The sequence below is a fragment of the Immundisolibacter sp. genome, assembly GCF_041601295.1.
Taxonomy (GTDB): Bacteria; Pseudomonadota; Gammaproteobacteria; order Immundisolibacterales; family Immundisolibacteraceae; genus Immundisolibacter.
This window is the reverse complement of the sequence record NZ_JBFIII010000028.1, coordinates 1-22,487: the sequence shown is the minus strand read 5'-3', so window position 1 is coordinate 22,487 and position 22,487 is coordinate 1. Positions and strand designations below refer to the sequence as shown.

Here is a 22,487-nt window from a genome sequence, read left to right as displayed (position 1 = left end):
AATCGTTGCTTTATTCAGCGCAGCCCGGACTCAGTGATCCGGCGCCGGGCAGTGGCGGTGTTCCACTTGCACTGTGGTGTGCCGGAACTGGAAATGCTCCGCCAGATGGCGCTGAACCGCGGCAATGGCTGCGTCAGGCGCCAGGCTTTCCGCGACCTGCACGTGCAGCGTGAGGTAGGCCTCGTCGGCATCGACGGTCCAGGCGTGGATATGGTGGACGTCGAGCACATCGGGCAGGGTCTGTAACAGCGAGTTTCGCAACCGTTCCGCGTCGAAGCCGGGCGGGCTGCCCTCAAGCAACGCGTGTCCCGATTCGCGCACTACCCGCCAGCCGGTGCGAACGATCAGCGCCGCCACGACCACCGATAACAGTGGGTCGGCCGGTGTCCATCCGGTCAGCAGAATGACACCGGCCGCGGTAATGGCGGCGACCGACCCGAGCAAATCACTCAACACATGGGCCAGGGCACCGCGGGTGTTGATGTCGGCGCCACCGCGCAGTATCAGGTAGCCGATCACATTGACCAGCAGCCCGGCGATGGCCACCGCCAGCATGGGACCGGCAAGAATGGGCACCGGTTCGCGCAGGCGCTGCGCGGCCTCGATGACGATCCACGCCGAGATCAGCAGCAGCAGCATGCCGTTCACGAAGGCCGCCAGCACGCGTGCCCGCCCATAGCCGAAGGTACGCAACTCGTCGGCGACGCGTCGGCTGGTAATGGCGGCGAACAAGGCCAGGGCCAGCGACGCGGAATCGGTCAGCATGTGACCGGCATCGGCGATCAGCGCCAGGGAGCCGCTCCACAGGCCGGCGAGGACTTCGATCACCATGAAACCGGTCGTCAGCCCGAGCGCCCAGAGCAGGCGGCCGTCGTGGACATCGCCGCCGTGGTGGTGTCCGCCGTGCGTGTGCGGGGTCTCGGAATGCCGAGCGTTGTCTTGCTGGTATTTGGCGGTAGCCATGTTTCTTGACAGCCCGGATTTCGAAACGGCAGGACACCCAATCCCGTGGGCAGGGTAGCCTAATCGGCATTGCTTGCCAGTAATTTCTAGCTACTGATGACCACCGGCACGAGCAGCCTTTGCAGCGGCCAGCGCGCCCCGTTACCATCCGTGCCCCTGCACAGACCCTGTGCAAAATTTCCGGCAGTTAACCCATGACCTCCCCGCAAAACCCGAAGATCAAGCCTTTACCGGCCCTGATCTTTTCCGCGCGCTGGCTGCAAGTGCCCCTCTACCTGGGGTTGATTGCCGCCCAGGGCGTTTACGTGGTGCTTTTTGTCAAGGAGTTGTGGCACCTCGTTTTCGGTGCCTTTGATCTTAACGAGCAGCAGGTGATGCTGATCGTGCTTGGCCTGATCGACGTGGTGATGATCTCCAACCTGTTGATCATGGTAATCGTCGGCGGCTACGAAACCTTTGTCTCGCGACTGGGCATTGAGGGCCACCAGGACCAGCCGGAATGGCTGTCCCACGTCAACGCCACGGTTCTCAAGGTCAAATTGGCGTTGGCGATCATCGGCATTTCCTCGATCCACCTGCTCAAGACGTTCATTGAAGCCGGCACGATGGGCGCCTTGCCGCTGTGTTCCACGGTCGCGGCCGGGCTCAGGTGCACCAACATCACCGAGGCCAGCGTGATGTGGCAGACCATCATTCATGTTGTCTTTATCCTGTCGGCGCTGGGCATCGCCTGGACCGACCGGGTGATGGGGGGGGCAGCCGGAGTAATGAACGGCAAAAGCCGCGCTGAGCACTGGCCTAAGCCGTTGGAGTAAGCCCTCGCTGATTCAGGACGGCGGCCTGGCCGTTCGTCGATGCGCCATCCGATACAAGCCCGGTAGCACCAGCAGCGTGAGCACGGTGCAGGAGATGATGCCGCCGATCACGACCGTGGCCAACGGACGCTGCACCTCCGAGCCGATGCCGGTGTTGAACGCCATCGGCACGAAGCCCAGGCTCGCCACCAGCGCTGTCATCAGCACCGGGCGCAGGCGGGTCAGGGCACCTTCGGTGATGGCTACATCCATCTCACGGCCTTCTTGGCGCAGCGTTTTGATGAAGCTGACCATCACCAGGCCGTTGAGCACAGCCACGCCGGACAGGGCGATAAAGCCGACGCCGGCCGAGATGGACAGCGGAATGCCGCGCAGCCACAGCGCCAACACGCCGCCGGTCAGGGCCAGTGGCACGCCGCTGAAGATCACCAGTGCATCGCGCATCGAGCCAAACGCCAGCCACAGCAGGCCCAGGATCAGTGCCAGCGTGACCGGCACCACGATGGCCAGGCGCCGCGAGGCGGACTGCAACTGCTCGAAGGTGCCGCCGTAATCCAGCCAGTAGCCGGAGGGCATCTGCACCTGCGTGCGCATGCGCTGCTGCACGTCGGCGATGAAGGAGCCCAGATCCCGCCCGCGCACGTTGGCGGTGACCACCACGCGTCGTTTGCCCTGTTCGCGGTTGATGGCGTTGGGCCCCAGACCCAGCTCGACCTGCGCGACTTCGCCCAGAGGAACGTAGCCACCGCCCGGCAGCATCACCGGCAGTCGCAGCATGGCGTCCGGATTGCCGCGCAGGGTCTCGGGCAGGCGCACCACGATGTCGCTGCGGCGGTCGCCTTCGTACAGCAGGCCGGCGGTTTCGCCGCCATAAGCGGCCGCTACCAAGTCTTGCAGATCAGCAACATTCAGGCCGTGGCGGGCCAGCATCTCGCGCCGTGGCGTGATGGTCAGAATCGGCAGGCCGGTGGTCTGCTCGGTCTTGACATCCGCGGCGCCGGGCACGGTGCCCAGCACCTGCTCGATCTGCTGCGCGACCGTGGCCAGGGTGTCCAGATTGTCGCCGTAGACCTTCACCGCCACGTCCGATCGCACGCCGGATATCAGCTCGTTGAAACGCATCTGGATCGGTTGCGTGAACTCGTAGTTGTTGCCGGGCACGCTGGCGGCCAGGCGTTCCAGATCCTTCACGACCTCGGTTTTTGGCTGGCGCGGATCCGGCCAGTCCTTGCGGTCCTTGAGCATGACAAAGGTGTCGGCGACATTGGGCGGCATGGGGTCGGTTGCGATCTCGGCCGTGCCAATCTTGGTGTAGACCCGTTCGACCTGTGGCGCTTTTTTGAGCGTGGCTTCGAGCTGGGTCTGCATCTGCACCGCCTGGGTAAGACTGGTTCCGGGAATGCGCAGCGCGTGCAGGGCGATGTCACCCTCGTCGAGGCTCGGGATGAATTCCGAGCCCATGCGCGTGGCCAGCCAGCCGCAGGCCACGACAAAGCCCAGCGTGAGTACCAGCAGCGGCACCCGCAGGCGCAGTGCCAGCCGCAGCAGCGGCGTGTAGGCAGTTCGCGCCCAGCGCATCAGGGTATTGTCGTGCTCGGCGACCGGTCCACGGAACAGCAGGGCCACCGCCGCCGGCACGAAGGTGAGCGACAACAGCATCGCGGCAGTCAGCGCGGTGACCACGGTGATCGCCATCGGGTGGAACATTTTTCCTTCCACGCCGGTCAGCGCGAAGATCGGAATGTAAACCGCGGTGATGATGCCGACGCCGAACAGCGACGGCCGGATCACTTCGTTGGTGGCTTCGAACACGACTTCGAGGCGCTCGCGCTCGCTCAAGGTCCTGCTGCCGGCCGTGGCCATCCCCAGCCGGCGCAGGCAGTTCTCGACGATGATCACGGCGCCGTCCACGATCAGCCCGAAATCGAGCGCGCCCAGGCTCATCAGATTGGCCGATGTGCGCGACTGCACCATGCCGGTGAAGGTCATCAGCATGGCCAGCGGAATCACCGCGGCGGTCAGCAGCGCGGCGCGGATGTTGCCCAGCAGCAGGAACAGCACCACGATGACCAGCAGCGCGCCTTCGAGCAGGTTTTTCTCCACCGTAGCGAGTGTTTTGTCTACCAACGTGGTGCGGTCGTAGACCACATTGACAGTGATGCCCGGCGGCAGGCTGCGCTGTGCCTCGGCGAGTTTTTCGGCGACCGCTTTCGCGACCGTGCGGCTGTTCTCGCCCACCAGCATGAATACCGTGCCCAGCACCACTTCCTGGCCGTTTTGCGTGGCCGCGCCGGTGCGCAGTTCCGGGCCAATGCCAAGCTGCGCCACATCGCTTACGCGCACCGGCGCGCCGCCACGCTCGGCAACTACGATGCGGCCCAGATCATCAAGCCCGGTGGCTTGCCCCGGCACCCTGAGGAGTTGCTGCTGGCCGTTGCGTTCGATATAGCCGGCCCCGCGATTGGCATTGTTGGCCTGGACCGCGCGCACGATGTCATCGAAGCTGACGCCGTGGGCCAGCAGGCGACCCGGATCGGGCCGGATCTGAAACTGCCTGTCGTAACCGCCGATGCTGTTGATCTCGATTACCCCCGGTACCTGCAGCAACTGCGGGCGCAGGATCCAGTCCTGCGCCTGGCGCAGGTCGGTGGGCGTGACCGGCGAGCCGTCCGGGTTGCGCGCGCCCGGCTCGGCATCCACCGTCCACATGAAAATTTCCCCAAGACCGGTGGCGATGGGTCCCAGCTGCGGTTCCAGCCCCGCTGGAAGCTGCGATTTGAGCGCCTGCAGACGCTCCGCTACCTGCTGGCGCGCGAAGTAGATATCCGTGCCGTCCGCGAACACCACCGTCACCTGCGACAGTCCGTAACGGGACACCGAGCGGGTGTACTCCAGTTTCGGCAGCCCGGCCATGGCGGTTTCCACGGCAAAGGTCACGCGCTGTTCGGATTCCAGCGGCGTGTAGCCGGGGGCCTCGGTGTTGATCTGCACCTGCACGTTGGTGATGTCCGGCACGGCGTCGATCGGCAGGTGCTGGAAGCTCCACACGCCAAGCCCGGCGAGCGCGAACACCAGCACCAGCATCAGGCCGCGCCGGTGAATGGAAAAATGAAGCAGTGCTTCGAGCATGGGATGACCCTTACAGGACGATGCCGGCGCGCCGCAGCAGCGCCAGCATCAAAAAATAGGACAGCGCGGTGAGCACACCGGCCACGAGCAGGGACGGATAGAAACCGACCCCCCGGCGCAGCAGCACCGGCAGGCTCACGAACAGCACCAGGGATGGCAGCACCAGCCAGAAGATGCTGACCGACAGCCGCGCAATGCGCTGCGGATCGTGCGTGTCGTGCCACAGCCAGATCATGGCCAGGACCGACACCAGCGGCAGCGAGGCCAGCAGCGCGCCCAGCCAGGAAAGGCGCCGCGCGGCTTCCGAAATCGCCACCACCAGCGCCGCCGACAGGGCGTATTTGATGAGTGTTTCCATGGCCGGTTCAGTGGTCGTGCGAAGCGCCGGATTTCTCGATGTCGGCCTTGATCAGGTAACTGTTTTCGCTGACATACTCGGTACCTGGCTTCAGGCCGCCGAGTACCTCCACGTACTCGCCGTCGCTGCGGCCCAATTCCAGCATGCGTACCTCGTAGGTCTCGCCGACACGCGCGAACACCACGGTGAAATCCCGAAATGCTTGCAGGCCGGAAGCCTGCACCGCCAGCGGTACCTGAGCGCCACCGACCATGACCTCGGCGTTGACGTACAGACCCGGGGTCCAGCCGCCGTCGCTGGCATCGAAACTCGCCCACACCGTCAGCGCCTGGCCGGCGTTGCCGGCGGCGGGGGCGATGCGTGCGATGGTGCCCTTGACGCTGCGCTCGCCATCAATCGCCTTGAGGCGAACTTCCTGACCAACGCGGATATGCGCCAGGTCGCGCGGAAACACTGACAGCTCCGCCCACACCTGCGACAGATCGCTGATCGTCAACAGCGGTCTGTCGCCAGCCTGCTGGCCGGGATTGGTCATGCGCGCCGTGATGACCCCGCCGATCGGCGCCGTCACGGTGTAGACCTGTAGCGAATCGTTGGATTCCACGCGCGCCAGCACCTCGCCGGCGCGCACGGTATCGCCCACCGACTTGCTTACGCTCTTGACCAGCCCGGGAAAGCGCGCTGCCACATCGCGCACCGCGTCCGGGTTGGTCGCAATCTTTCCGTACAGCGGCAGCAGGTCGCGGATCAGGCGCGGGCCGGCGGTATCCGTGCCGATACCAGCGGTCCCGGCGCTCTGGGCGGCGATGGTGACCCGGCCTTCGTAACTGTCGTACGCCCAGCGATGGGTGTTGCCCTGAAACGTGGCCTGCACGTTCACATCGAAGGAATGCGGCTCGGTCACCACGCCGTCGCCGCGCAAAAAATCCTCCTGCGGCGCGAAGCGGAACAGGTTTTTCTCGCCGTCCAGGCGGCCCAGTTCGACCGTCAGTTGAACGGCGTCCGGGGCCACGGGTTTGCCCTTGCTCGTCACCCAGGCGCGGTATTCCGGCGGCACGCCGGATTCAAAGATCGCCAGCTCGACGACGAAGTCGCCATCCGTCAGCAGACGGCCGTTGTGCGGGCCTTTGGGCGCTTCTTGTGTCGCGGCGGCGCTGTGTTCGGACTCCACGGCGGGAGGATTGGCGTCGGCGGGCGCTTCAGACTGGCCGCAGGCGGCCAGCGTCAGGCCTAGCAGGGCGACCAGGGTCCAGGGATACAGGGTGTGTTTCATGGCTGGCTCGATGCGGTGGCGGCCGGTCCCGGCGCGGGTGCGCCGGTGAGGCGCTGGATTTCGATCAGATAGCCGTGGTACTCGGACGCCGCTTCGATCAGGCGACGGCGCTGGCTGGCCCATTCGGCCTGCGCGTCACGCAGTTCGAGCAGCGAGTAGCGACCGCGTTGGTAGGCATGGCGGGTCTGTTCAAGTGCCTGCTCCACCGCCGGCACCACCCGCTCGCGCTGTGCCTCGACCTCGACCCGGGCGTGGTTCAGCTCCTGCCAGATTTCGTACAGCCGGGCCTGCGCCTTGAGCATGGCCTGTTCGCGTTCGGGTCCGACCTGGGCCAGGCGCGCTTCGCTTTCAAGGATGTTGCCGCGCTCGCGCGGGGCGCCAAACAGCGGCATGGAAGCGGAGAAGATCAGGCCCACGTCGTCACTCGTTTCCAGCCGGCGAATACCGGCGCCCAGCGTCAGGCCCGGCGTGCGGCGTGCCTGCGCCAGGCGCAGCTCCGATTCACGCAGGCGCGTTTCGCTGGCAAAGCGCAGCAGGTCCGGCGTGGCCTGCACCTGTGCCAGCAGGGTTTCGAAGTCCGCTACCGGTGGCAGGCGCAGCAGGTCGCCCTCGGCCAGGCCGAAATCGGCCTGCATGCTGCCGGTGGCGGCGGCCAGATGGCGGCGCGAGGACAGCAGCTCGTGCTCGGCGTGCTCCTCGGCCAGCCGCGCGCGTTCCAGCGAGATCTGCGCCCGCAAACGCTCGGCCAGCGGCACGCGCGCCGCCGCGACCCGCCGTTCGACCTCGGCAAGCGTGCTCGTGGCAAGCCCGGTCGCCTCGCGCGTGATGCCAAGCTGTGCCTGATCCGACAGCACGTGCACGAAGCGGCGTGCCACGTCCGCACGCAGGTCCAGACGCGCAATGTCGGCGTCGGTGGCAACCTGTTGGCGACCCGCGGCGGCGGTTTCGATGCGCCGGTCGCGTAGGCCGCCGCGTTCGATCAGCTGGCTGAAGCCGAGCGTGGTCTCGGCGGCTGAATAGCCGCTGATCTCGCCGGTTCCGAAGGCGTTCTCGACCGTGAGGTTCAGCGCTGGCGCCGGACGGACGCCAGCCTGGACGGCGCGCCCGTCGGCGGCCTGCAACTGCGCCCGGTAGGACGCGAACAGCGGGTGTCGCGCCTGCGCCCGCGCCAGGGCCTCGGCCAAGGTGAAATGCGGTCCCGGATGATCGACGTGGTGCGCGTCGGGCGTCCCGGTCGCCGCAGCCAAAGGCACGCTGAGCGCGCCCAACATGGCCGCGCACAGCCACGCGCGGCGGATTGAGGAAGAAAACATGCAGCCTCCCGTGAGGGAATCGAAACAGGCGTCCGCGTACCGCGGACGGCGTGGGTTCAGGAGGCGTGCAGGGGCGGCCCGCGCGGGGGCGGGCGACAAAAGCGGGGTGGAGAAATGGCGACCCATGGCGGGTCGACGGGGCGTATCCGTAGTCGGGCAAGCAGAAGAACCACTAGCCAGAACGCGGCCAGCAGCAATGGCTGATCCAGGCTCGACTTGCCAAACTTGGTCAGCGCATCGCCAAGCAGCGACACGTCCCGATCCACGTGGTCCTGGCCGTCGTGATGCTCGGCGTGATGGCCGGCATCGGTCACATGCAAGCTGGCCGGTGGCTCGCCGCCATCGAAGCACAGATGCATGTGCGCGCCGCCCAGCCGCACAAACAGCAGCGCGACACAGACCAGTGTCAGTAACCAGGGGCGAGGCAAACAGCGCAGGGGCATGGCGCGAAGTCTAGCGGAATCCAGATACCGACGCGTGGTTTGCCCCGGCGGAGGGGCGACGCCTTCCAGGCCGCCCCTTTGCAAGAGCTGGCCGCAGCCGCTAGCCTCGCATCGCCCTTGGTTCGAAAGGAGACCGTTCATGCCCGTTCCGGCGCATATCTTGAGTGGTTACCGGGTGCTTGACCTGAGCCAGGTGGTGGCCGGCCCGACCACCGCACGCCTGATGGCCGAAATGGGCGCGGAGGTGATCAAGGTGGAGCTGGCGCCCGACGGCGATTTGTCGCGCCGGCTGCCCTATATCCGCGACGGGCGCAGTGCCTACTTCGTACAGCAGAACCGCGGCAAGAAAGGCCTGTGTGTGGACGTACGTACCCCGGCTGGCCGGCAGATTCTGAGCGATCTGGCGGCGCAGGTGGACGTGTTGATCGAGAATTTCTCCCCCGGCGCCATCGGCCGCATGGGTCTGGACTGGGACACCGTGCATGCGCTCAATCCACGCCTGGTGATGTGCTCGATCTCGGCCTTTGGTCAAAGCGGGCCGCTGGCCAATCTGCCGGGCTATGACTACATCGCGCAGGCCTACTCCGGCTTCACCAGCCTGATTGGCGAGCCGGATGGCTCGCCGTACTTTCCGCAGCTGGCCTTTGGCGATGCCGCCACCGGCGGTTTTGCGCTGGCGGCGGTGCTGGCGGCCTTGCTGCACCGCGAGCGCGGCGGCCCTGGACAGTATCTGGATATCAGCCTGCTGGATGTTTATGTCAGCGGCCAGGAAATCGGCATCCAGGCGGTGAGCGCGAGTGGCGGCAGCATCGTGCCGCGGCGCACCGGCCGGCAGCATTTTTCCGTGGCGCCGCTGGGTATTTTCAAGGGCGCACAGGGTTATCTGGTGATCGTTGCGCTCGGCAGGCAGTGGGATCAGCTGTGCCGCGTCATGGGCCAGCCGCAGCTCGCAACGGACCCGCGCTTTTCGGAAAACGCGACGCGGGTGGCCAACCTGCCCGCAGTCGTGACCCTGATCGAGAACTGGCTGGCCTCGGTCGGCGACGACGCCGAGGCGATCCGCCGGCTCGAAGCCGAGCGCGTGCCGGTGGCACCGGTGCTGTCGGTGGAGGAGGTGGTGAAGTTGCCCCACGCGCGGGTGCGGCGCACGGTGCGAACCATTTTCGATCGCGCGCTGGGCGAGTTCGACGTGCCCGGCGTGCCACTGCGTTTTTCGGCCTTTCCCGACGAACTGCCGCTGGAAGCGCCGTTTCTGGGCGAGCACAACGCGCAGGTGCTGGGCGAGTTGCTGGGCTACGACGCGGCGCATATCGGCGCGCTGCAAACGCAGGGCGTCCTCCAGTGGCGACCGGTATAAAAGGGTTCCTGACGCTGACGGGGTCAGTTCACACCACGCCGGCTGTGCGCAGGGCATCCAAGTCACTCGCTGCCAATCCCAGAGCGCCATATACCTGCGCGTTGTGCTCGCCCATGCGCGGCGCAGGGGCGCGAATGCGGGTCGGGCTGACCGAGAATTTTGGACACGGGCCGTAGCTGGTAAGTGTGCCAAAGACGGGGTGGTCGAACTCGGTCACGCTGCCGCGTTCGCGGTAGTGGGGTTCGGCCAGAATCTGTTCGAAGCTGGCAATCGGGGCACAGGTGATACCGGCGCCGTCCAGTAGCGCGAGCAGCTCCGCGAGTGGCTGACTTGCCGCCCAGTCGGCGACCATGGCATCGATGGCCTGCCAGTCCGCCATACGCCCGGAATAGTCGAGACCGGTCAGATCGTCGCGTCCCATCAGCGGGCACAGGCGCTTCCAGTGCGCGTCCAGTGCCGCATTGATGAAAATCCACTGCCCGTCCGAGGTACGAAACGCGTTGAACGGCGCGCCCGAATCGGTGGCGTTGCCCAGGCGTTTGGTCTCGTAGCCGGCATTGGCGGCACCCATCAGATGCAGGTCGGTGGTGTACAAGGTGACGTCGGCCAGGCTCACGTCCAGCCACTGGCCCTCGGCCGTCGCATCGCGATGGTGCAGGGCGGCGATGGCGGCAATAGCGCCATGCCAGGCGCACATATGATCCACGGTGGCATTGCCCGAGCGCAGCGGCCGGCCGCCCAGTTCGCCGGTCACCTGCATCATGCCGGCCATGGCCTGCGCCATCGGGTCGAAGCCCTTGCGGCTGGACCACGGCCCGAACTGGCCGAAGGCCGAGATGGACACCAGCACCACATCCGGCTTCACCGCTTTCAGATCGTCATAGCCAAGGCCCCAGCCAGCCAGAGTGCCGGGGGTGAAACTCTCGATCACCACATCGCTCAAGGCCACGAGGCGCTTGAACAGCGCCTGACCCTCGGGTTTGCGGATGTCCAGCGTGATGCCTTTTTTGCCGCGGTTGAAGGTGAGGTGCCAGACGCTGGCTTCCTTGCGTTGCGCCGGGTCGCTGCTGACGTAGGGAGGGATGTCGCGCGCCGGATCGCCGCTGCCCGGCAGGTCGATCTTGATCACCTCGGCACCTAGGTCGGCCAGAACCTGACCACACAGTGGCCCCGGCCCGTAGGCGGAGGCGTCCAGTACCCGCACGCCGACAAGAGGTCCGGTATCGGTTGCGGCCTGGGCGTAGAACTCGTCGGCGGTCATCAGATTACCCCCCTGGCGGTCAGAGCCTGGCGTTCTGCTGCGGACAGCCCGAGCAGTTCGCCGTAAACCTGTTCGTTGTCCTGCCCCAGGGCGGGCGCGACACTCCGCGGCTGGGCCGGAGTGCGAGAGAACTTGGTGGGAAATCCGTAATGACTGAGCGGGCCGTACGTCGGGTGATTCAGTTCCACCACACCCTCGCGCTCGCGGTAGTGGGCGGTCGCCAGAATCTGCGGGAACGACAGCACCGGCCCACAGGTGACACCCACGGCGTCCAGGCTCGCCTGCGCCTGGGCCAGCGGGCGGGCCGCCGTCCATTCGCCGAGCACCTCATTCACGAACGGGATATTGGCGGCGCGGGCGGCCCAGTCGCGGGTGCGCGGATCGTCCTTCAGGTCCGGCCGCTCGATCGCCTCGCACAGCCGCCGCCACAGGTGGTCGTATAGCGCGTGAATAAACAGGTACTCGCCGTCAGCGCACCGAAAAATGTCCAGCGGCGCGCCCAGATCGGTGCCGTTGCCACTGCGGCGGACCTGCATGCCGGCGTTGGCAACGCCCATCAGCTTGACGTCGCTGGAGCTGAGCATGGCGTCGATCAGGCTGGCGTCCACCCACTGGCCGCAGCCGGTGTTGCGCCGGTAGTGCAGCGCCGCCAGCGCGCCCAGCGCGCCTAGCCAGCCGGACATGTTGTCGGCAATCGCCAGCCCGACGCGCAGCGGCGGGCCATCGGCTTCGCCAGTGGCGGCCATCACCCCACCCATGGCCTGTCCGACCGGGTCGAGGCCGCGCTTGCCGCTGAGCGGTCCCCACTGGCCAAAGCCGGAGATGGACACATAAATCAGCTCCGGCTTGACCGCCTTGAGGTCGGCATAGCCCAGGCCCCAGCGAGCCATGGTGCCGGGCAGAAAATTCTCGATCACCACATCGGCCTGCGCCGCCAGCCGCCGGAACAGGTCCTGTCCCTCCGGTTGGCGCAAGTCCAGGGTCACCGCGCGCTTGCCGCGATTGAAGGTAAGTCCCCACACGCCGGACCACAGATCCTTGCCGTCGGCGCCGCAGACATAGGGTGGCCAGGCACGGATGGGATCACCGCCCTGCGGCTGCTCGCATTTGATGGACTCCGCCCCCAGGTCCGACAGCACCATGCCGCAGATGGGCCCTGCCCCGTAATTGGTGGCCTCCAGCACGCGAATGCCGGCCAGCGGGCCGCGCCCGTCGGTGCGGGCGTCTTTGTAGAACTCGGATTTGTTCATGGGTTCTTCCAATTACTCGTGTAAACACGCGGTCAGCTTGCCAACATTTGTGGACCGAACGTATCCAGAAAAATCCCCAGTGCGGTCCAACTCAGGCCAACAAGCGAGATCAGCAGGCCGTCTGTCATGGCCAGGTCCAACTTTTTATCCAGTTGCTTCTGGGCCGTCTCGCGCGTGGTCCTCTCCGACGCGATGCCGTCTTGGTTTCCATCGCTAAGTTCAAATAATGTCTTCAGAGCGGGATACACGTCGCGTGATATCTGCTCCATGTTCTGTGTCAACGCGGCAACCCGCTCCTCGAGCGGCCCATCGGTGGGTACAGGCATCAAGTTGCTGATCGGCGGGACACCCCGAGTGTCGGATGTCAAAAGTAAACTGAGCGAAATTGTGTCGCTCCTGGGCCGCCAGCGTGGGCGCTTGGCCCACCAATCGCCCGCCAGGGCTGCAATGGACGGTTTTCTGAAATCTCGACGCGTCTTGTCGAGACCGTAAACGCTGACCGACAGTCCAGCAAATTGCAGACCGAATGCTGTCAGCTCTGTCCAACCTTCCTGTCCCGAAATAAAGACGATAGCGAATACGGCCAGCCCCGCGGCAAACAGCCACAACAACCTTGCCTGCCAGAGCCAAACGCGCATGGCCCGTTGGAACCTGTAGCCCCGCTGAGCAATATCTTTGATCGACATAGTGGAATCAGGCCTTAATCCGTCCCACGTGCGGTACGCACGGCGCCAGCGGTATGCAGTCGCTCGATCTCGTCCGCCCCAAACCCCCAATCGGCCAGCAGCTCCCGGCTCTGCATGCCCGGTGCCTGTCCGGGGCCCTTGACCCAGCCGGGTGTGCGGGACAGCTTGGGCGCGGGTGCTGGCTGGTCGACGCCAGCCACGTTCACAAAGGACTCGCGCGCCCGGGCCTGTGGCTGGCTGGATGCCTCCAGCGGGCCGATGACTGGCGAGTAGCACTGGTCAGCGTTGAGCAGACGCTCGTTCCAGTAGGTCAGCGGCTGGGCACGAAAAATCTCGGTAATCCGCGCTTTCATGGCTGGCCATTGGGCGGCGTCCAGCTGGTCCGGCAGCGGCTGCTGGTCCAGGCCGAGCGCTTTCAGGAAATTCGCGTAGAACTTGGGCAGCACTGCCGCCACGGCGACCCACTGTCCGTCGGACGTGGGGTAGACGTTATAAAAGTGCGCGCCGCCGTCCACCATGTTCGAGCCCCGGCGCGGCAGGTGGTGGCCGGTGTGCAGCATGCCGTAGAACAGCGTGGCGATGTACGAGGCGGACTCCACCATCGAGCAGTCCACTACCTGCCCCTGGCCGGAGCGCTCGCGCTCGTACAGCGCGCACAGTACGCCGACGGTCAGCGCCATGCCGGCGCCGCCAAAATCGCCGGCCAGGCTCAGAGGGATCACCGGCGCGCCATCCGGATCCGCGCCGATCATGGCCAGCACACCGGACAGCGCGATGTAATTGATGTCATGCCCAGGGGAGTGGGCCAGCGGACCGTCCTGGCCATAACCGGAGACGCGGCCATAGATCAGGCGCGGGTTGGCGGCCAGACACGGCGTTGGTCCCAAGCCGAGCTTTTCCATGACGCCGGGCCGGTAGCCCTCCAGCAGTACGTCGGCCTGGGTGGCCAGGCGCATCACGGCGGCCACGCCGTCGGGATTTTTCAGATCCACCGCCAGCGAACGGCGGCCGCGATACAGCGGAATGCCCTCGGGCGGGATGCTCAGCGGGCCCTCCGGGCCGGCGTAATCCACGGCTTCGGCCCGGTCCACGCGCACGATGTCGGCGCCCATGTCGGAAAGCAGCATGGCGCTGAACGGGCCGGGGCCCAGGGAGGCGATTTCCACTACCTTGAGACCGGCCAGTGGGCCGGGGTGCCGGGCGCGGCCGGCTGTGGACTGGGCTTGGACCATGGCGCGTTCTCCTGCCGAAATGACCTGGACCCCGCCGGCTGGGCCGTGCCGGGTTCGAATGGACGCCGGGGATTATGTGCCGGTAGGGGGCGCCCGGTCAGTTGCCCGGCACTGGTGGTCCTGGCCTTTTAAGGTTGGCTGGTGCCACAACGCCTTAAGAAGGCGCTGAAGTATTCAGTGTTTCCCACAGCGCAAGGACGCGCTGCCAAAATCTGTGGCTGCAAGCCACGGATTTTGTGAGTCATCGGAAAAGCACGCTTTTTCGATGGCGGGCGCTGAGAAATCCAGGATGGATTTATTCAGCGCTTCCCTAAGGCGTGGCAGGTGCCGTCCGCAGCGTGGCGCAGTAGGCGTCGAGGATGGCGGGAACCCGCTGCGCGTCCTGGTCGAAGGCCAGCGCGTAGTGCTGCTTGTCCAGCAGCAGCCATAGGGGTGGCGTATCGGTGCCGTGACGCAGAATTTCCAGCCCGCAGCGCAGCTCCTTGGCCTTGAGCGTGGCGCGCACGTAGTCCATGTAGCCGGTTTTCAGTTCGTCGCGCGAACCGATGCGCACGGTGCCCGTGGGGCCCTGGAAAAGGACTTTCTCGCCGATGTCGTTGCCTTCCAGCACGTAACCCGGGGGCAGCGCCAGCACGCCATCGAACAGCCGTATGTAGACCCCGCCGGTGATCGGTGAGGGCGCCAAGGCCGGCGCGCTGGGTGCGTTTCCGGTCCAGGGTGTCCGCGTGCTGACGCAGGCGGCAAGCGACACTGACAGAGCGGCCAGGAGCAGAAGGCGCATCTTAGATCTCCCGCGCGAGCTGAGCGGCAAGGCCAATGTAATTGGCCGGAGTCAGGGCCGCCAGCCGGGCTTTCTCGTCCGCTGGCAGGGGCAGACTGTCGATGAACCCGGCCAAGGCGTCGGCGGTGATGGCTTGCCCACGGGTCAGGGCCTTGAGCTGTTCGTAGGGGTTTTCCACGCCATAACGACGCATGGCGGTCTGGATGGCTTCGGCCAGCACCTCGTGCGCGCTGTCCAGGTCGCGCGCCAGCGCCGCCGGGTCAACCTGTAGCTTGCCCAGGCCTTTTTGCAGTGACTGGCAGGCCAGCAGCACGTGGCCGGTGGCCACCCCAACATTGCGCAGCACGGTGGAGTCGGTCAGGTCTCGCTGGAAGCGCGAGATCGGCAGCTTGCGCGACAGGTGGTCCAGCAGGGCGTTGGCCAGGCCCAGGTTGCCCTCGGCATTCTCGAAATCAATCGGATTCACCTTGTGCGGCATGGTGGACGAGCCGACTTCGCCGGCCACCAGCTGCTGGCGGAAGTAGCCCAGTGACACATAACCCCACAGGTCCCGGCACAGGTCGATCAGGATCGTGTTGCAGCGGGCGAGGGCGTCGAACAACTCGGCCATCCAGTCGTGGGGCTCGATCTGCGTGGTGTAGGGGTTGAACTCCAGTCCCAGCCCGCTGACCAGTTGCGCTGCCAGCGTCGGCCAGTCGAGCTGCGGGTAGGCAGCCAGGTGAGCGTTGTAATTACCCACGGCGCCGTTGAACTTGCCCAGAATCTGAACCTGCGCCAGGCGATCTTGCTGCCGGCGCAGGCGGGCTACCACGTTGGCCAGTTCCTTGCCAAGCGTGGTCGGCGTGGCTGGCTGGCCGTGGGTGCGGGCCAGCATGGCGTAATCGGCGCAGGCATGGGCGAGCGTGGTCAGGCGCTCGATGATCTGCGCCAGTTGCGGCAACAGCACCTGCTCGCGGACATCACGCAGCATCAGCGCGTAGGCAAGGTTGTTGATGTCCTCGGAGGTGCAGGCGAAGTGCACGAAGCCACGGGCGGCCGCCAGCTCAGGCTCGCTCTGGAACTGTTCGAGGATGAAATATTCGAGCGCCTTCACGTCGTGGTTGGTGGACTCCTCCAGCGCCTTGACCCGCGCGGCAGCGGCCTGGTCGAAGTCGCTTTCGATGGCGGTCAGGCGCTCAAGCGCCTTTTCGCTCAGTGGTGGTAGTTCATTAATCGGCGCAGCGGCCGCTAATACACGTAGCCAGGCCAGTTCCACGCGCAGTCGATAACGGATCAGGCCGAACTCGCTGGCCAGTGGGCGCAGCGCGGCGGTTTTGTCCCGATAACGGCCATCAAGCGGCGACAGGGCGGTGAGATCGGAAGTCGGCATGGGGCTCCGGGCGCGACTGGCAGGTTTTTTGCACCGCCGAAAGCGGGGTCACTTGGCTATAATTCTAGCTTGTCAGCGTCAATCTCACGGCGCGGCCTGTCTATCGCCTGCCCTGGGCAGGATCAAAAACCCCCTCGGAGTCTTTATGGGCCAGTCCAAGTTCGCCGCCAGCCACCGCACGCTCACTCTTGCCAATGGGGACAGCGCGGCTTATTACAGCCTGCCGGCACTGGCTGAGCTCGGGTTTGGCGATCCGGCCCGGTTGCCGTATTCGGTCAAAGTGCTGCTCGAATCGGCGCTGCGCCACCAGGACCACGCGGCGCTGGAGCCACACCACGTCGAGGCGCTGTTGGCCTGGGGTCGCGGCGACCCGGACGCCGAGGTGCCGTTTATCCCCGGCCGGGTGATTCTGCAGGACTTCACCGGCGTGCCCTGCGTGGTCGATCTGGCGGCGCTGCGCAGCGCCATGGCCGCGGCCGGCAAGGATCCGAGCAAAATCGAGCCGCTGGTGCCAGTGGACCTGGTGATCGATCACTCGGTGCAGGTGGATTTCGCGGGCACCTCGCAGGCGCTGGGCAAGAACGTCGATCTTGAGTTCGAGCGCAACCTGGAGCGTTACGAGTTCCTGCGCTGGGGCCAGGCGGCGTTCGACACGCTCAGCATCATCCCGCCGTCGGTCGGCATCGTGCATCAGGTGAACCTGGAGCATTTCGCGCGCGGCGTGCTGCGTGGCAAGGACGGCGTGCTGTATCCGGATTCGCTGGTCGGCACCGACTCGCACACCACCATGATCAACGGCCTGGGCATTGTCGGCTGGGGCGTCGGCGGCATCGAGGCCGAGGCCTGCATGCTGGGCCAGCCGATCTACATCAAGATGCCGCAGGTGGTTGGCGTGCGCCTGACCGGCGCCCTGCGCGAGGGCGTCACGGCCACTGATCTGACCCTGACGCTGGTGCAGATGCTGCGCAAATTCGGCGTGGTGGAGAAATTCGTCGAGTTCTTCGGGCCGGGTCTGGATGCCCTGCCGCTGGCCGACCGCGCCACCATTGCCAATATGGCACCCGAATATGGCGCCACGATTGGTTTTTTCCCGGTCGATGCCGAGGCGCTCAAGTACCTGAAAAACACCGGCCGCCCGCCAGAAGTCCTGGACGAAGTGGAGCGCTATTACCACGCCCAGGGCATGTTCCGCACCAGCGACAGCCCCGACCCCCAGTTCACCGACGTGCTGGAGCTGGACATGGGCACGGTCGAACCGAGCCTGGCCGGACCCAAGCGCCCACACGACCGGGTCGGCTTATCCAAGGTCAAGGAAAGTTTCCTGGCCGCGCTGTCGACGCCGCTCGACAAGGACGGCTATGGCCTGCCTGCCGATCAGCTGGGCGCCACCGGGCCGGTGGCCGGCACCGGTGACACCTTGCACCACGGCTCGGTGACTATCGCCGCCATCACCTCCTGCACCAATACGTCGAATCCGTCGGTCATGGTCGGCGCCGGACTGGTGGCCCAAAAGGCGGTGGCGCGCGGCCTGAGCATGCCGGCCTACGTCAAGACCAGCCTGGCGCCCGGCTCGCGGGTGGTCAACGAGTACCTGGCCAAGGCCGGGCTGCTCGAACCGCTCAACGCCCTGCGCTTCAACATCGTCGGCTACGGCTGCACGACCTGCATCGGCAACTCAGGCCCCCTGGACGAGCCGGTGGTGGATGCCATCAACGCCAATGGCCTGGTGGTCGCGGCGGTGCTGTCAGGAAATCGCAACTTCGAGGGCCGCGTCAGTCCCCACACGCGCGCCAACTACCTGGCCTCGCCGCCGCTGGTGGTGGCCTATGCACTGGCCGGGCGGGTCGACATCGACTTCGAGCGCGAGCCGATCGGCACCGGCAGCGACGGCCAGGGCGTGTACCTGCGCGATATCTGGCCGAGCGGTGCCGAGGTGGCACAGGCCATGGCCGCCGCCAGCGATCCGGCCCTGTACCGACAGGAATACGCCAACGTGGCACAGAGCAACCCGGAATGGAACGCCATCGCCGCGGACACCAGCTCGGCCGTGTACAACTGGCGCGAGGATTCCACCTACATCCAGCAGCCGCCGTTCTTCGAACAGTTCCCGCCGCAGCCGTCGGCCATTGCACCGGTTCGCAATGCCCGCGCGCTGCTGATGCTGGGTGATTTCGTCACCACCGATCACATCTCTCCGGCCGGTAACATCGCGGCCGGCACGCCGGCGGCGCAGTATCTGCTGGAGCACGGCGTGCAAAAGAAAGACTGGAACAGCTACGGCTCGCGGCGCGGCAATGATCGGGTCATGACCCGTGGCACGTTTGCCAACATCCGCCTCAAGAATGCGCTGGTGGCGCCCAGGGAAGGCGGCTGGACAAAGTACCTGCCGACCGGCGAGGAGCTGTCCGTCTACGACGCCGCCATGCGCTACCGCCAGGATGGCACGTCCTTGATCGTGCTCGCCGGCAAGCTGTATGGCGCCGGCTCGTCGCGCGACTGGGCCGCCAAGGGCACCCTGTTGCTCGGCGTGCGCGCGGTGCTGGCCGAGAGCTTCGAGCGCATCCACCGCTCGAACCTGATCGGAATGGGCGTGCTGCCGCTGCGCTTTCGTGCCGGCGAGACCGCCGAATCGCTGGGCATCCAGGGCGACGAGGTGTTCTCGCTGCCAGATCTCGGCGACCAGTTGAAGCCTGGCCAGACGCTGAAGCTGGGTATCACAACAGCCGACGGCGCCACGCGCGAGGTGCCGGTGATCGCGGGCATCGACACGCCGATCGAGGTCGAGTACTACCGCCACGGCGGCATCCTCAACTATGTGCTGCGTCAGTTCATGGCGGCGGCCTGAACCGGAGCTTTCCGTATGGATCCCTCACAGCCCAGCGACAGCGCCCTGATCGATACCTCCGGAGCGGTCCAGAAAGCGCTGGCGGTCAACCTGAATCCGCAGCAGTACGGCAGCATTGTCGAAATCGGGGCCGGCCAGGAAACCGCTCGTTATTTCTTCCGGGCGGGTGGCGCGGCGGGCACCGTGGCCAAGACCATGTCGGCCTACGACATGACTTTTTCCGATGCCATCTACGGCCGCGCACCGGGCGGGCGTTACGTCAGCCGGGTGCGCCTGGGGCGAATGCTGGACCATGAGTACGGCCTGCTGATCGAGCGCCTGCAAGGCCGGCGCGAAACCGACACGACGTTCTTTGCATACGCCGCGACCGTTGCGGCGCAGGGTTTCAAGCATCGTCAGGAGTGCCACGGCTGGCTGGGCGTGCGCATACAGCTCACCCCAAACGGGCCGGCGAACGACATCGTGCTGCACGTGCGCATGCTGGACCACGACGCCCGCGGCCAGCAGGAGGCGCTCGGCGTCCTGGGCGTGAACCTGATCTACGGCGCCTTCAACCATGCCGACTCGCCGGAAAAGCTGATCGAGAGCCTGGCCGATGACCTGTCCGGAGGTGCCGCCGCCGGTTCGGACCGGATCGAAATCGACATGATCGAGTTCAGTGGCCCGGCGTTCGCCGAGTGCGAGAACCGCCTGCTGAATCTGCACCTGATCCGCAGCTGGCTGACACGCGCCATCATGTTTGACCCGGACGGGCACGTGGTGCAGCCCGGCGAGGCGCTGCGGCGCAAGGATGTGCTGGCCGTGCGCTCGAACTTTCGCCCGGTGACCCGTCGCCACGAGGACATGTTCATCGCCGGCCTCGCCGCTTTCGGCGGCGACAGCGAGGACGTGCTGCCGGTTGCCGAGATGACCATGGCAACCGTCATGGAGGACGACGACCACGTCGACTACGCGGACTTCCTGGCCCGGGTGGATACCCTGACCGCGCTCGGCTACCACGTGCTGGTGTCGGACTATTTGCGCTATTTCCGCCTGCGGGCGTTCCTGCGCCGCTACACACAGGGGCGCATCGGAATCGTGGCGCGCCTGGAGAACCTGCGGGACATCTTCAGCCCGGCGTTCTACGCCGATCTGGAAGGCGGCATTCTGGAGGCCTTCGGCCGGCTGTTCTGCGACCAGACCTCGATGTACGTGTATCCGGGCAAAGCCGCCGATGGCAGCCTGATCACCGCCGACAACTTCGAGCCGGACCCGGCCGTGCACCACATCTATCGGCACCTGCAGGAGCAAGGCCGCATCCTGGCGCTGCCCGGCATTGACCCGAGCGTGATGGATATCGATTGGCGACAAGTGTTGCCGGCGCTGCGTGCCGATGCCCCAGGGTGGGCCATGCAGGTGCCGCCGGTAGTGACCGAGCTGATCCGTAACCGGGGCCTGTTCGGATTCCCGCGCAAGGAAGCGGAGTAGGGGCCGGGCTATTGTTTCAGACGCGACTGTGTTTTGTGGCAGGCGCAGTAGCCTGACCCGCCCGTTCTCTGTCGGCTCTTTCGGTGTGTGGTATCCGAAACGACGCTGGTCTGGTGCGGACCGAGCAGACGATTACCGCGCTGATCATCGGCGCACTTAAGCCATGGCACCTGGAGCACGCCCTCGCCGCGGCATCGTTCAAACTCACGCCGGAGGAGCTCCCGATGCTGGATCAAGCCTACGTACGGCATCCGGTGGCTGGTTTTTTCTTGAGGCATTGTGCCCCGGGGCTAACCTCTCTTTGAAAAGCCGTGGTCCATCCCCGATTTGCCGCTCCACGTTAGAGGTGGGCCAGACACCGGTGTCGATCGGTACGCCGCTACTGGCCTACGGCGATAATTTCATGAAGCACCATATCCAATGCCAGGTTCAGACCGGTATCGGGCTGGCGTCGGAACTCGGATATGTAGCCCCAAAAGATTAATTTCTCGCGTTCATATGCAAGCAGGTATAATTCAGCGAACATACCATTATTTAAGCGATAGCGATGAAAATCGAAGGTCCGGCTGGTTACCGACGCTGCGTGTGTGGAAAGCGGTGGCAGGCCCAGCCGCGAAACCGCTTCGGCTTTTGACAGACCTTTGTCAAGGACCGACAGCTGCGGATGAGCTATCTGCGGTCCCACGCATCCGGAAAGCAGGAGCACCACGGTCGCGTGTAATAAACCTCGCCAAATACACCGGGTCATTTCTTTTTCCTGGCGTCTTCAAGCAGGCGTTTAACAACAGGCATAATTGAACTGACTTCGGAGTCCGGATCTTTGCTCAGTTCTTCGAGCGTTCCCCAGGCGTGTATTGCTTTTGACGGCATGCGTTGAATAACGACGTAGTCTGTCGTGATGGATACGGGCACGAAGATTGGAATACAAGTCGGAGTGCATACCATGGACATTTCTTGCCGTGATCCGGTATGAAGGCTGTAATGGCGAGCGAAATACGCTTGTTCGTTTTCAACAAACTCGTATTGCGCGATAATCGTCGCATTCGCTAGGACGCGGTCGAGGTCGGCAGGTGTAGAATCTCGTGAAATTGAATTAATCTGCGCGCGCTGCAGCGGGACCGACGGAGCACAGGCCACAAGTCCATTACACACCAATAGAAGTAAAATACCACGCCAAATATACATACTCATCTCCCAGAGAACTCATTTGATAAATCGTGCCGTGACTCCATCGGACGCTAGTTCATATGCGGCGGCTTTCAGTTGTGCAACTTGTGCCTGATCTGAGTGCTCACGATTGAATCTGCCACTATAAGATTTGTCGTCAATCGTTTTTGGTGTAAATATTTCCCACTCTCCACTTCGTACATCTATGACTGCCACTTTTAATCGGATTCTCATTTTCTGCGATTCATCAGGAACCGCTGATCCAATAATCGGAAACCAAGAAACCGACTTCGTAGCCAGATTCTCTATTCCAGACTCCAAAACGCCCCAATAAACGACAATTGTTCCAATACCTGCTTTTGCAGCCGATAATCGCAATGACTTCGAGTAACTTTGATTATCCGGCTTATCTTTCTCCGGTACACCCGTAAATACTGATACAGAAAATGATTTCTCCATCTGTTCGGTTATCTCCTGATCGGGAATCATTGCACCCGACTGAATCAGTAGTATCGGATCACCCTTCCTCAGAAACTTTCTGCTTGGAGTTTCGACAAATGCCTTCTTAATATCGTCATCCGATATATTGGAACCGGAATCGACGCCCAAGATATCAAATTCGCTTATCTCGCCTTTGTAAAGCGGGTTCGATTGATTGGCGCCGTAGTATCCATGTCCTGGGTATCCAGAATCAGATATCGACCGTGTAGCGAATCCTGCAATCAGGGTAATAGTCGATAAAAGAAGAGCCATTTGTGCTTTCATAATATCTCTCCTT

At 64.5% G+C, this 22,487-nt stretch carries 19 protein-coding genes; 4 read left to right on the top strand and 15 right to left on the bottom strand.

Going from position 1 to position 22,487, the window contains the following annotated elements; all coding sequences use genetic code 11:
* Positions 1–30: 30 nt before the first annotated feature.
* Positions 31–963 (bottom strand): cation diffusion facilitator family transporter, encoded by a 933-nt coding sequence (locus ABZF37_RS05500; protein ID WP_372717618.1) that lies wholly within the window; start codon positions 961–963, stop codon positions 31–33.
* A gap of 194 nt (positions 964–1,157) precedes the next feature.
* Here ABZF37_RS05500 and ABZF37_RS05495 point away from each other — a divergent pair, with 194 nt between their 5' ends.
* The gene (locus ABZF37_RS05495; RefSeq protein ID WP_372717616.1) at positions 1,158–1,778 is read left to right on the top strand and encodes a TIGR00645 family protein; all 621 of its coding nucleotides are present in this window, start codon (positions 1,158–1,160) and stop codon (positions 1,776–1,778) included.
* A gap of 12 nt (positions 1,779–1,790) precedes the next feature.
* Here the strand turns inward: ABZF37_RS05495 and ABZF37_RS05490 are convergent, their stop codons facing one another.
* From ABZF37_RS05490 to ABZF37_RS05470, 5 genes are read right to left on the bottom strand one after another with little or no spacing between them, the layout of a single operon-like run.
* Positions 1,791–4,907, bottom strand: coding sequence for an efflux RND transporter permease subunit (locus ABZF37_RS05490; RefSeq protein ID WP_372717614.1), 3,117 nt, complete (start codon positions 4,905–4,907; stop codon positions 1,791–1,793).
* Between the two features lie 10 nt (positions 4,908–4,917).
* Positions 4,918–5,265 carry a DUF3147 family protein gene (locus tag ABZF37_RS05485; protein WP_372717612.1) on the bottom strand — a complete coding sequence of 116 codons (348 nt, stop codon included), beginning with the start codon at positions 5,263–5,265 and terminating at the stop codon, positions 4,918–4,920.
* A 7-nt stretch (positions 5,266–5,272) separates the two neighbouring features.
* Positions 5,273–6,538, bottom strand: a complete 1,266-nt coding sequence (locus ABZF37_RS05480; protein ID WP_372717610.1) for an efflux RND transporter periplasmic adaptor subunit — start codon at positions 6,536–6,538, stop codon at positions 5,273–5,275.
* Entirely contained in the window at positions 6,535–7,851 is a 1,317-nt protein-coding gene (locus tag ABZF37_RS05475; RefSeq protein ID WP_372717608.1) for a TolC family protein, read from the bottom strand. The genes ABZF37_RS05480 and ABZF37_RS05475 overlap by 4 nt, the downstream gene beginning before the upstream one ends.
* A 56-nt stretch (positions 7,852–7,907) precedes the next feature.
* Complete coding sequence (locus tag ABZF37_RS05470) at positions 7,908–8,294, bottom strand: hypothetical protein (RefSeq protein WP_372717606.1); 387 nt, start codon at positions 8,292–8,294, stop codon at positions 7,908–7,910.
* A gap of 139 nt (positions 8,295–8,433) precedes the next feature.
* Between ABZF37_RS05470 and ABZF37_RS05465 the strand changes: the two genes are divergently transcribed.
* Positions 8,434–9,651, top strand: coding sequence for a CaiB/BaiF CoA transferase family protein (locus tag ABZF37_RS05465; protein ID WP_372717604.1), 1,218 nt, complete (start codon positions 8,434–8,436; stop codon positions 9,649–9,651).
* Between the two features lie 28 nt (positions 9,652–9,679).
* On the opposite strand, the gene ABZF37_RS05460 is transcribed toward ABZF37_RS05465, so the two are convergent.
* The 6 genes from ABZF37_RS05460 to purB all read right to left on the bottom strand — a co-directional run bounded on the left by ABZF37_RS05460 (position 9,680) and on the right by purB (position 16,230).
* On the bottom strand, positions 9,680–10,912 hold the full coding sequence (locus ABZF37_RS05460) for a CaiB/BaiF CoA transferase family protein (protein ID WP_372717602.1): 1,233 nt from the start codon (positions 10,910–10,912) through the stop codon (positions 9,680–9,682).
* Positions 10,912–12,162 (bottom strand): CaiB/BaiF CoA transferase family protein, encoded by a 1,251-nt coding sequence (locus ABZF37_RS05455; protein WP_372717600.1) that lies wholly within the window; start codon positions 12,160–12,162, stop codon positions 10,912–10,914. The genes ABZF37_RS05460 and ABZF37_RS05455 overlap by 1 nt, the downstream gene beginning before the upstream one ends.
* 32 nt (positions 12,163–12,194) lie before the next feature.
* Positions 12,195–12,848: a hypothetical protein gene (locus tag ABZF37_RS05450; RefSeq protein WP_372717598.1), complete on the bottom strand. Its 654-nt coding sequence runs from the start codon at positions 12,846–12,848 to the stop codon at positions 12,195–12,197.
* A 14-nt stretch (positions 12,849–12,862) separates the two neighbouring features.
* Positions 12,863–14,080 (bottom strand): CaiB/BaiF CoA transferase family protein, encoded by a 1,218-nt coding sequence (locus tag ABZF37_RS05445; RefSeq protein ID WP_372717596.1) that lies wholly within the window; start codon positions 14,078–14,080, stop codon positions 12,863–12,865.
* A gap of 310 nt (positions 14,081–14,390) precedes the next feature.
* Entirely contained in the window at positions 14,391–14,861 is a 471-nt protein-coding gene (locus tag ABZF37_RS05440; RefSeq protein ID WP_372717594.1) for a hypothetical protein, read from the bottom strand.
* A 1-nt stretch (position 14,862) separates the two neighbouring features.
* On the bottom strand, positions 14,863–16,230 hold the full coding sequence (gene purB, locus ABZF37_RS05435; protein ID WP_372717592.1) for an adenylosuccinate lyase: 1,368 nt from the start codon (positions 16,228–16,230) through the stop codon (positions 14,863–14,865).
* Positions 16,231–16,375: 145 nt separating this feature from the next.
* On the opposite strand from purB, the gene acnA reads away from it, so the two are divergent.
* Complete coding sequence (gene acnA, locus ABZF37_RS05430; RefSeq protein WP_372717590.1) at positions 16,376–19,075, top strand: aconitate hydratase AcnA; 2,700 nt, start codon at positions 16,376–16,378, stop codon at positions 19,073–19,075.
* 15 nt (positions 19,076–19,090) lie between these two features.
* Positions 19,091–20,542, top strand: a complete 1,452-nt coding sequence (locus ABZF37_RS05425) for a TonB-dependent receptor (protein ID WP_372717588.1) — start codon at positions 19,091–19,093, stop codon at positions 20,540–20,542.
* A gap of 379 nt (positions 20,543–20,921) precedes the next feature.
* On the opposite strand, the gene ABZF37_RS05420 is transcribed toward ABZF37_RS05425, so the two are convergent.
* The 3 genes from ABZF37_RS05420 to ABZF37_RS05410 all read right to left on the bottom strand — a co-directional run.
* Positions 20,922–21,290 carry a hypothetical protein gene (locus tag ABZF37_RS05420; RefSeq protein ID WP_372717586.1) on the bottom strand — a complete coding sequence of 123 codons (369 nt, stop codon included), beginning with the start codon at positions 21,288–21,290 and terminating at the stop codon, positions 20,922–20,924.
* Positions 21,287–21,727 carry a hypothetical protein gene (locus ABZF37_RS05415; RefSeq protein WP_372717584.1) on the bottom strand — a complete coding sequence of 147 codons (441 nt, stop codon included), beginning with the start codon at positions 21,725–21,727 and terminating at the stop codon, positions 21,287–21,289. Before ABZF37_RS05415 ends, ABZF37_RS05420 begins: the two co-directional genes overlap by 4 nt.
* A gap of 18 nt (positions 21,728–21,745) precedes the next feature.
* Positions 21,746–22,487 (bottom strand): aminopeptidase (locus ABZF37_RS05410; protein WP_372717582.1); only part of this gene is annotated, 742 nt, incomplete at its 5' end.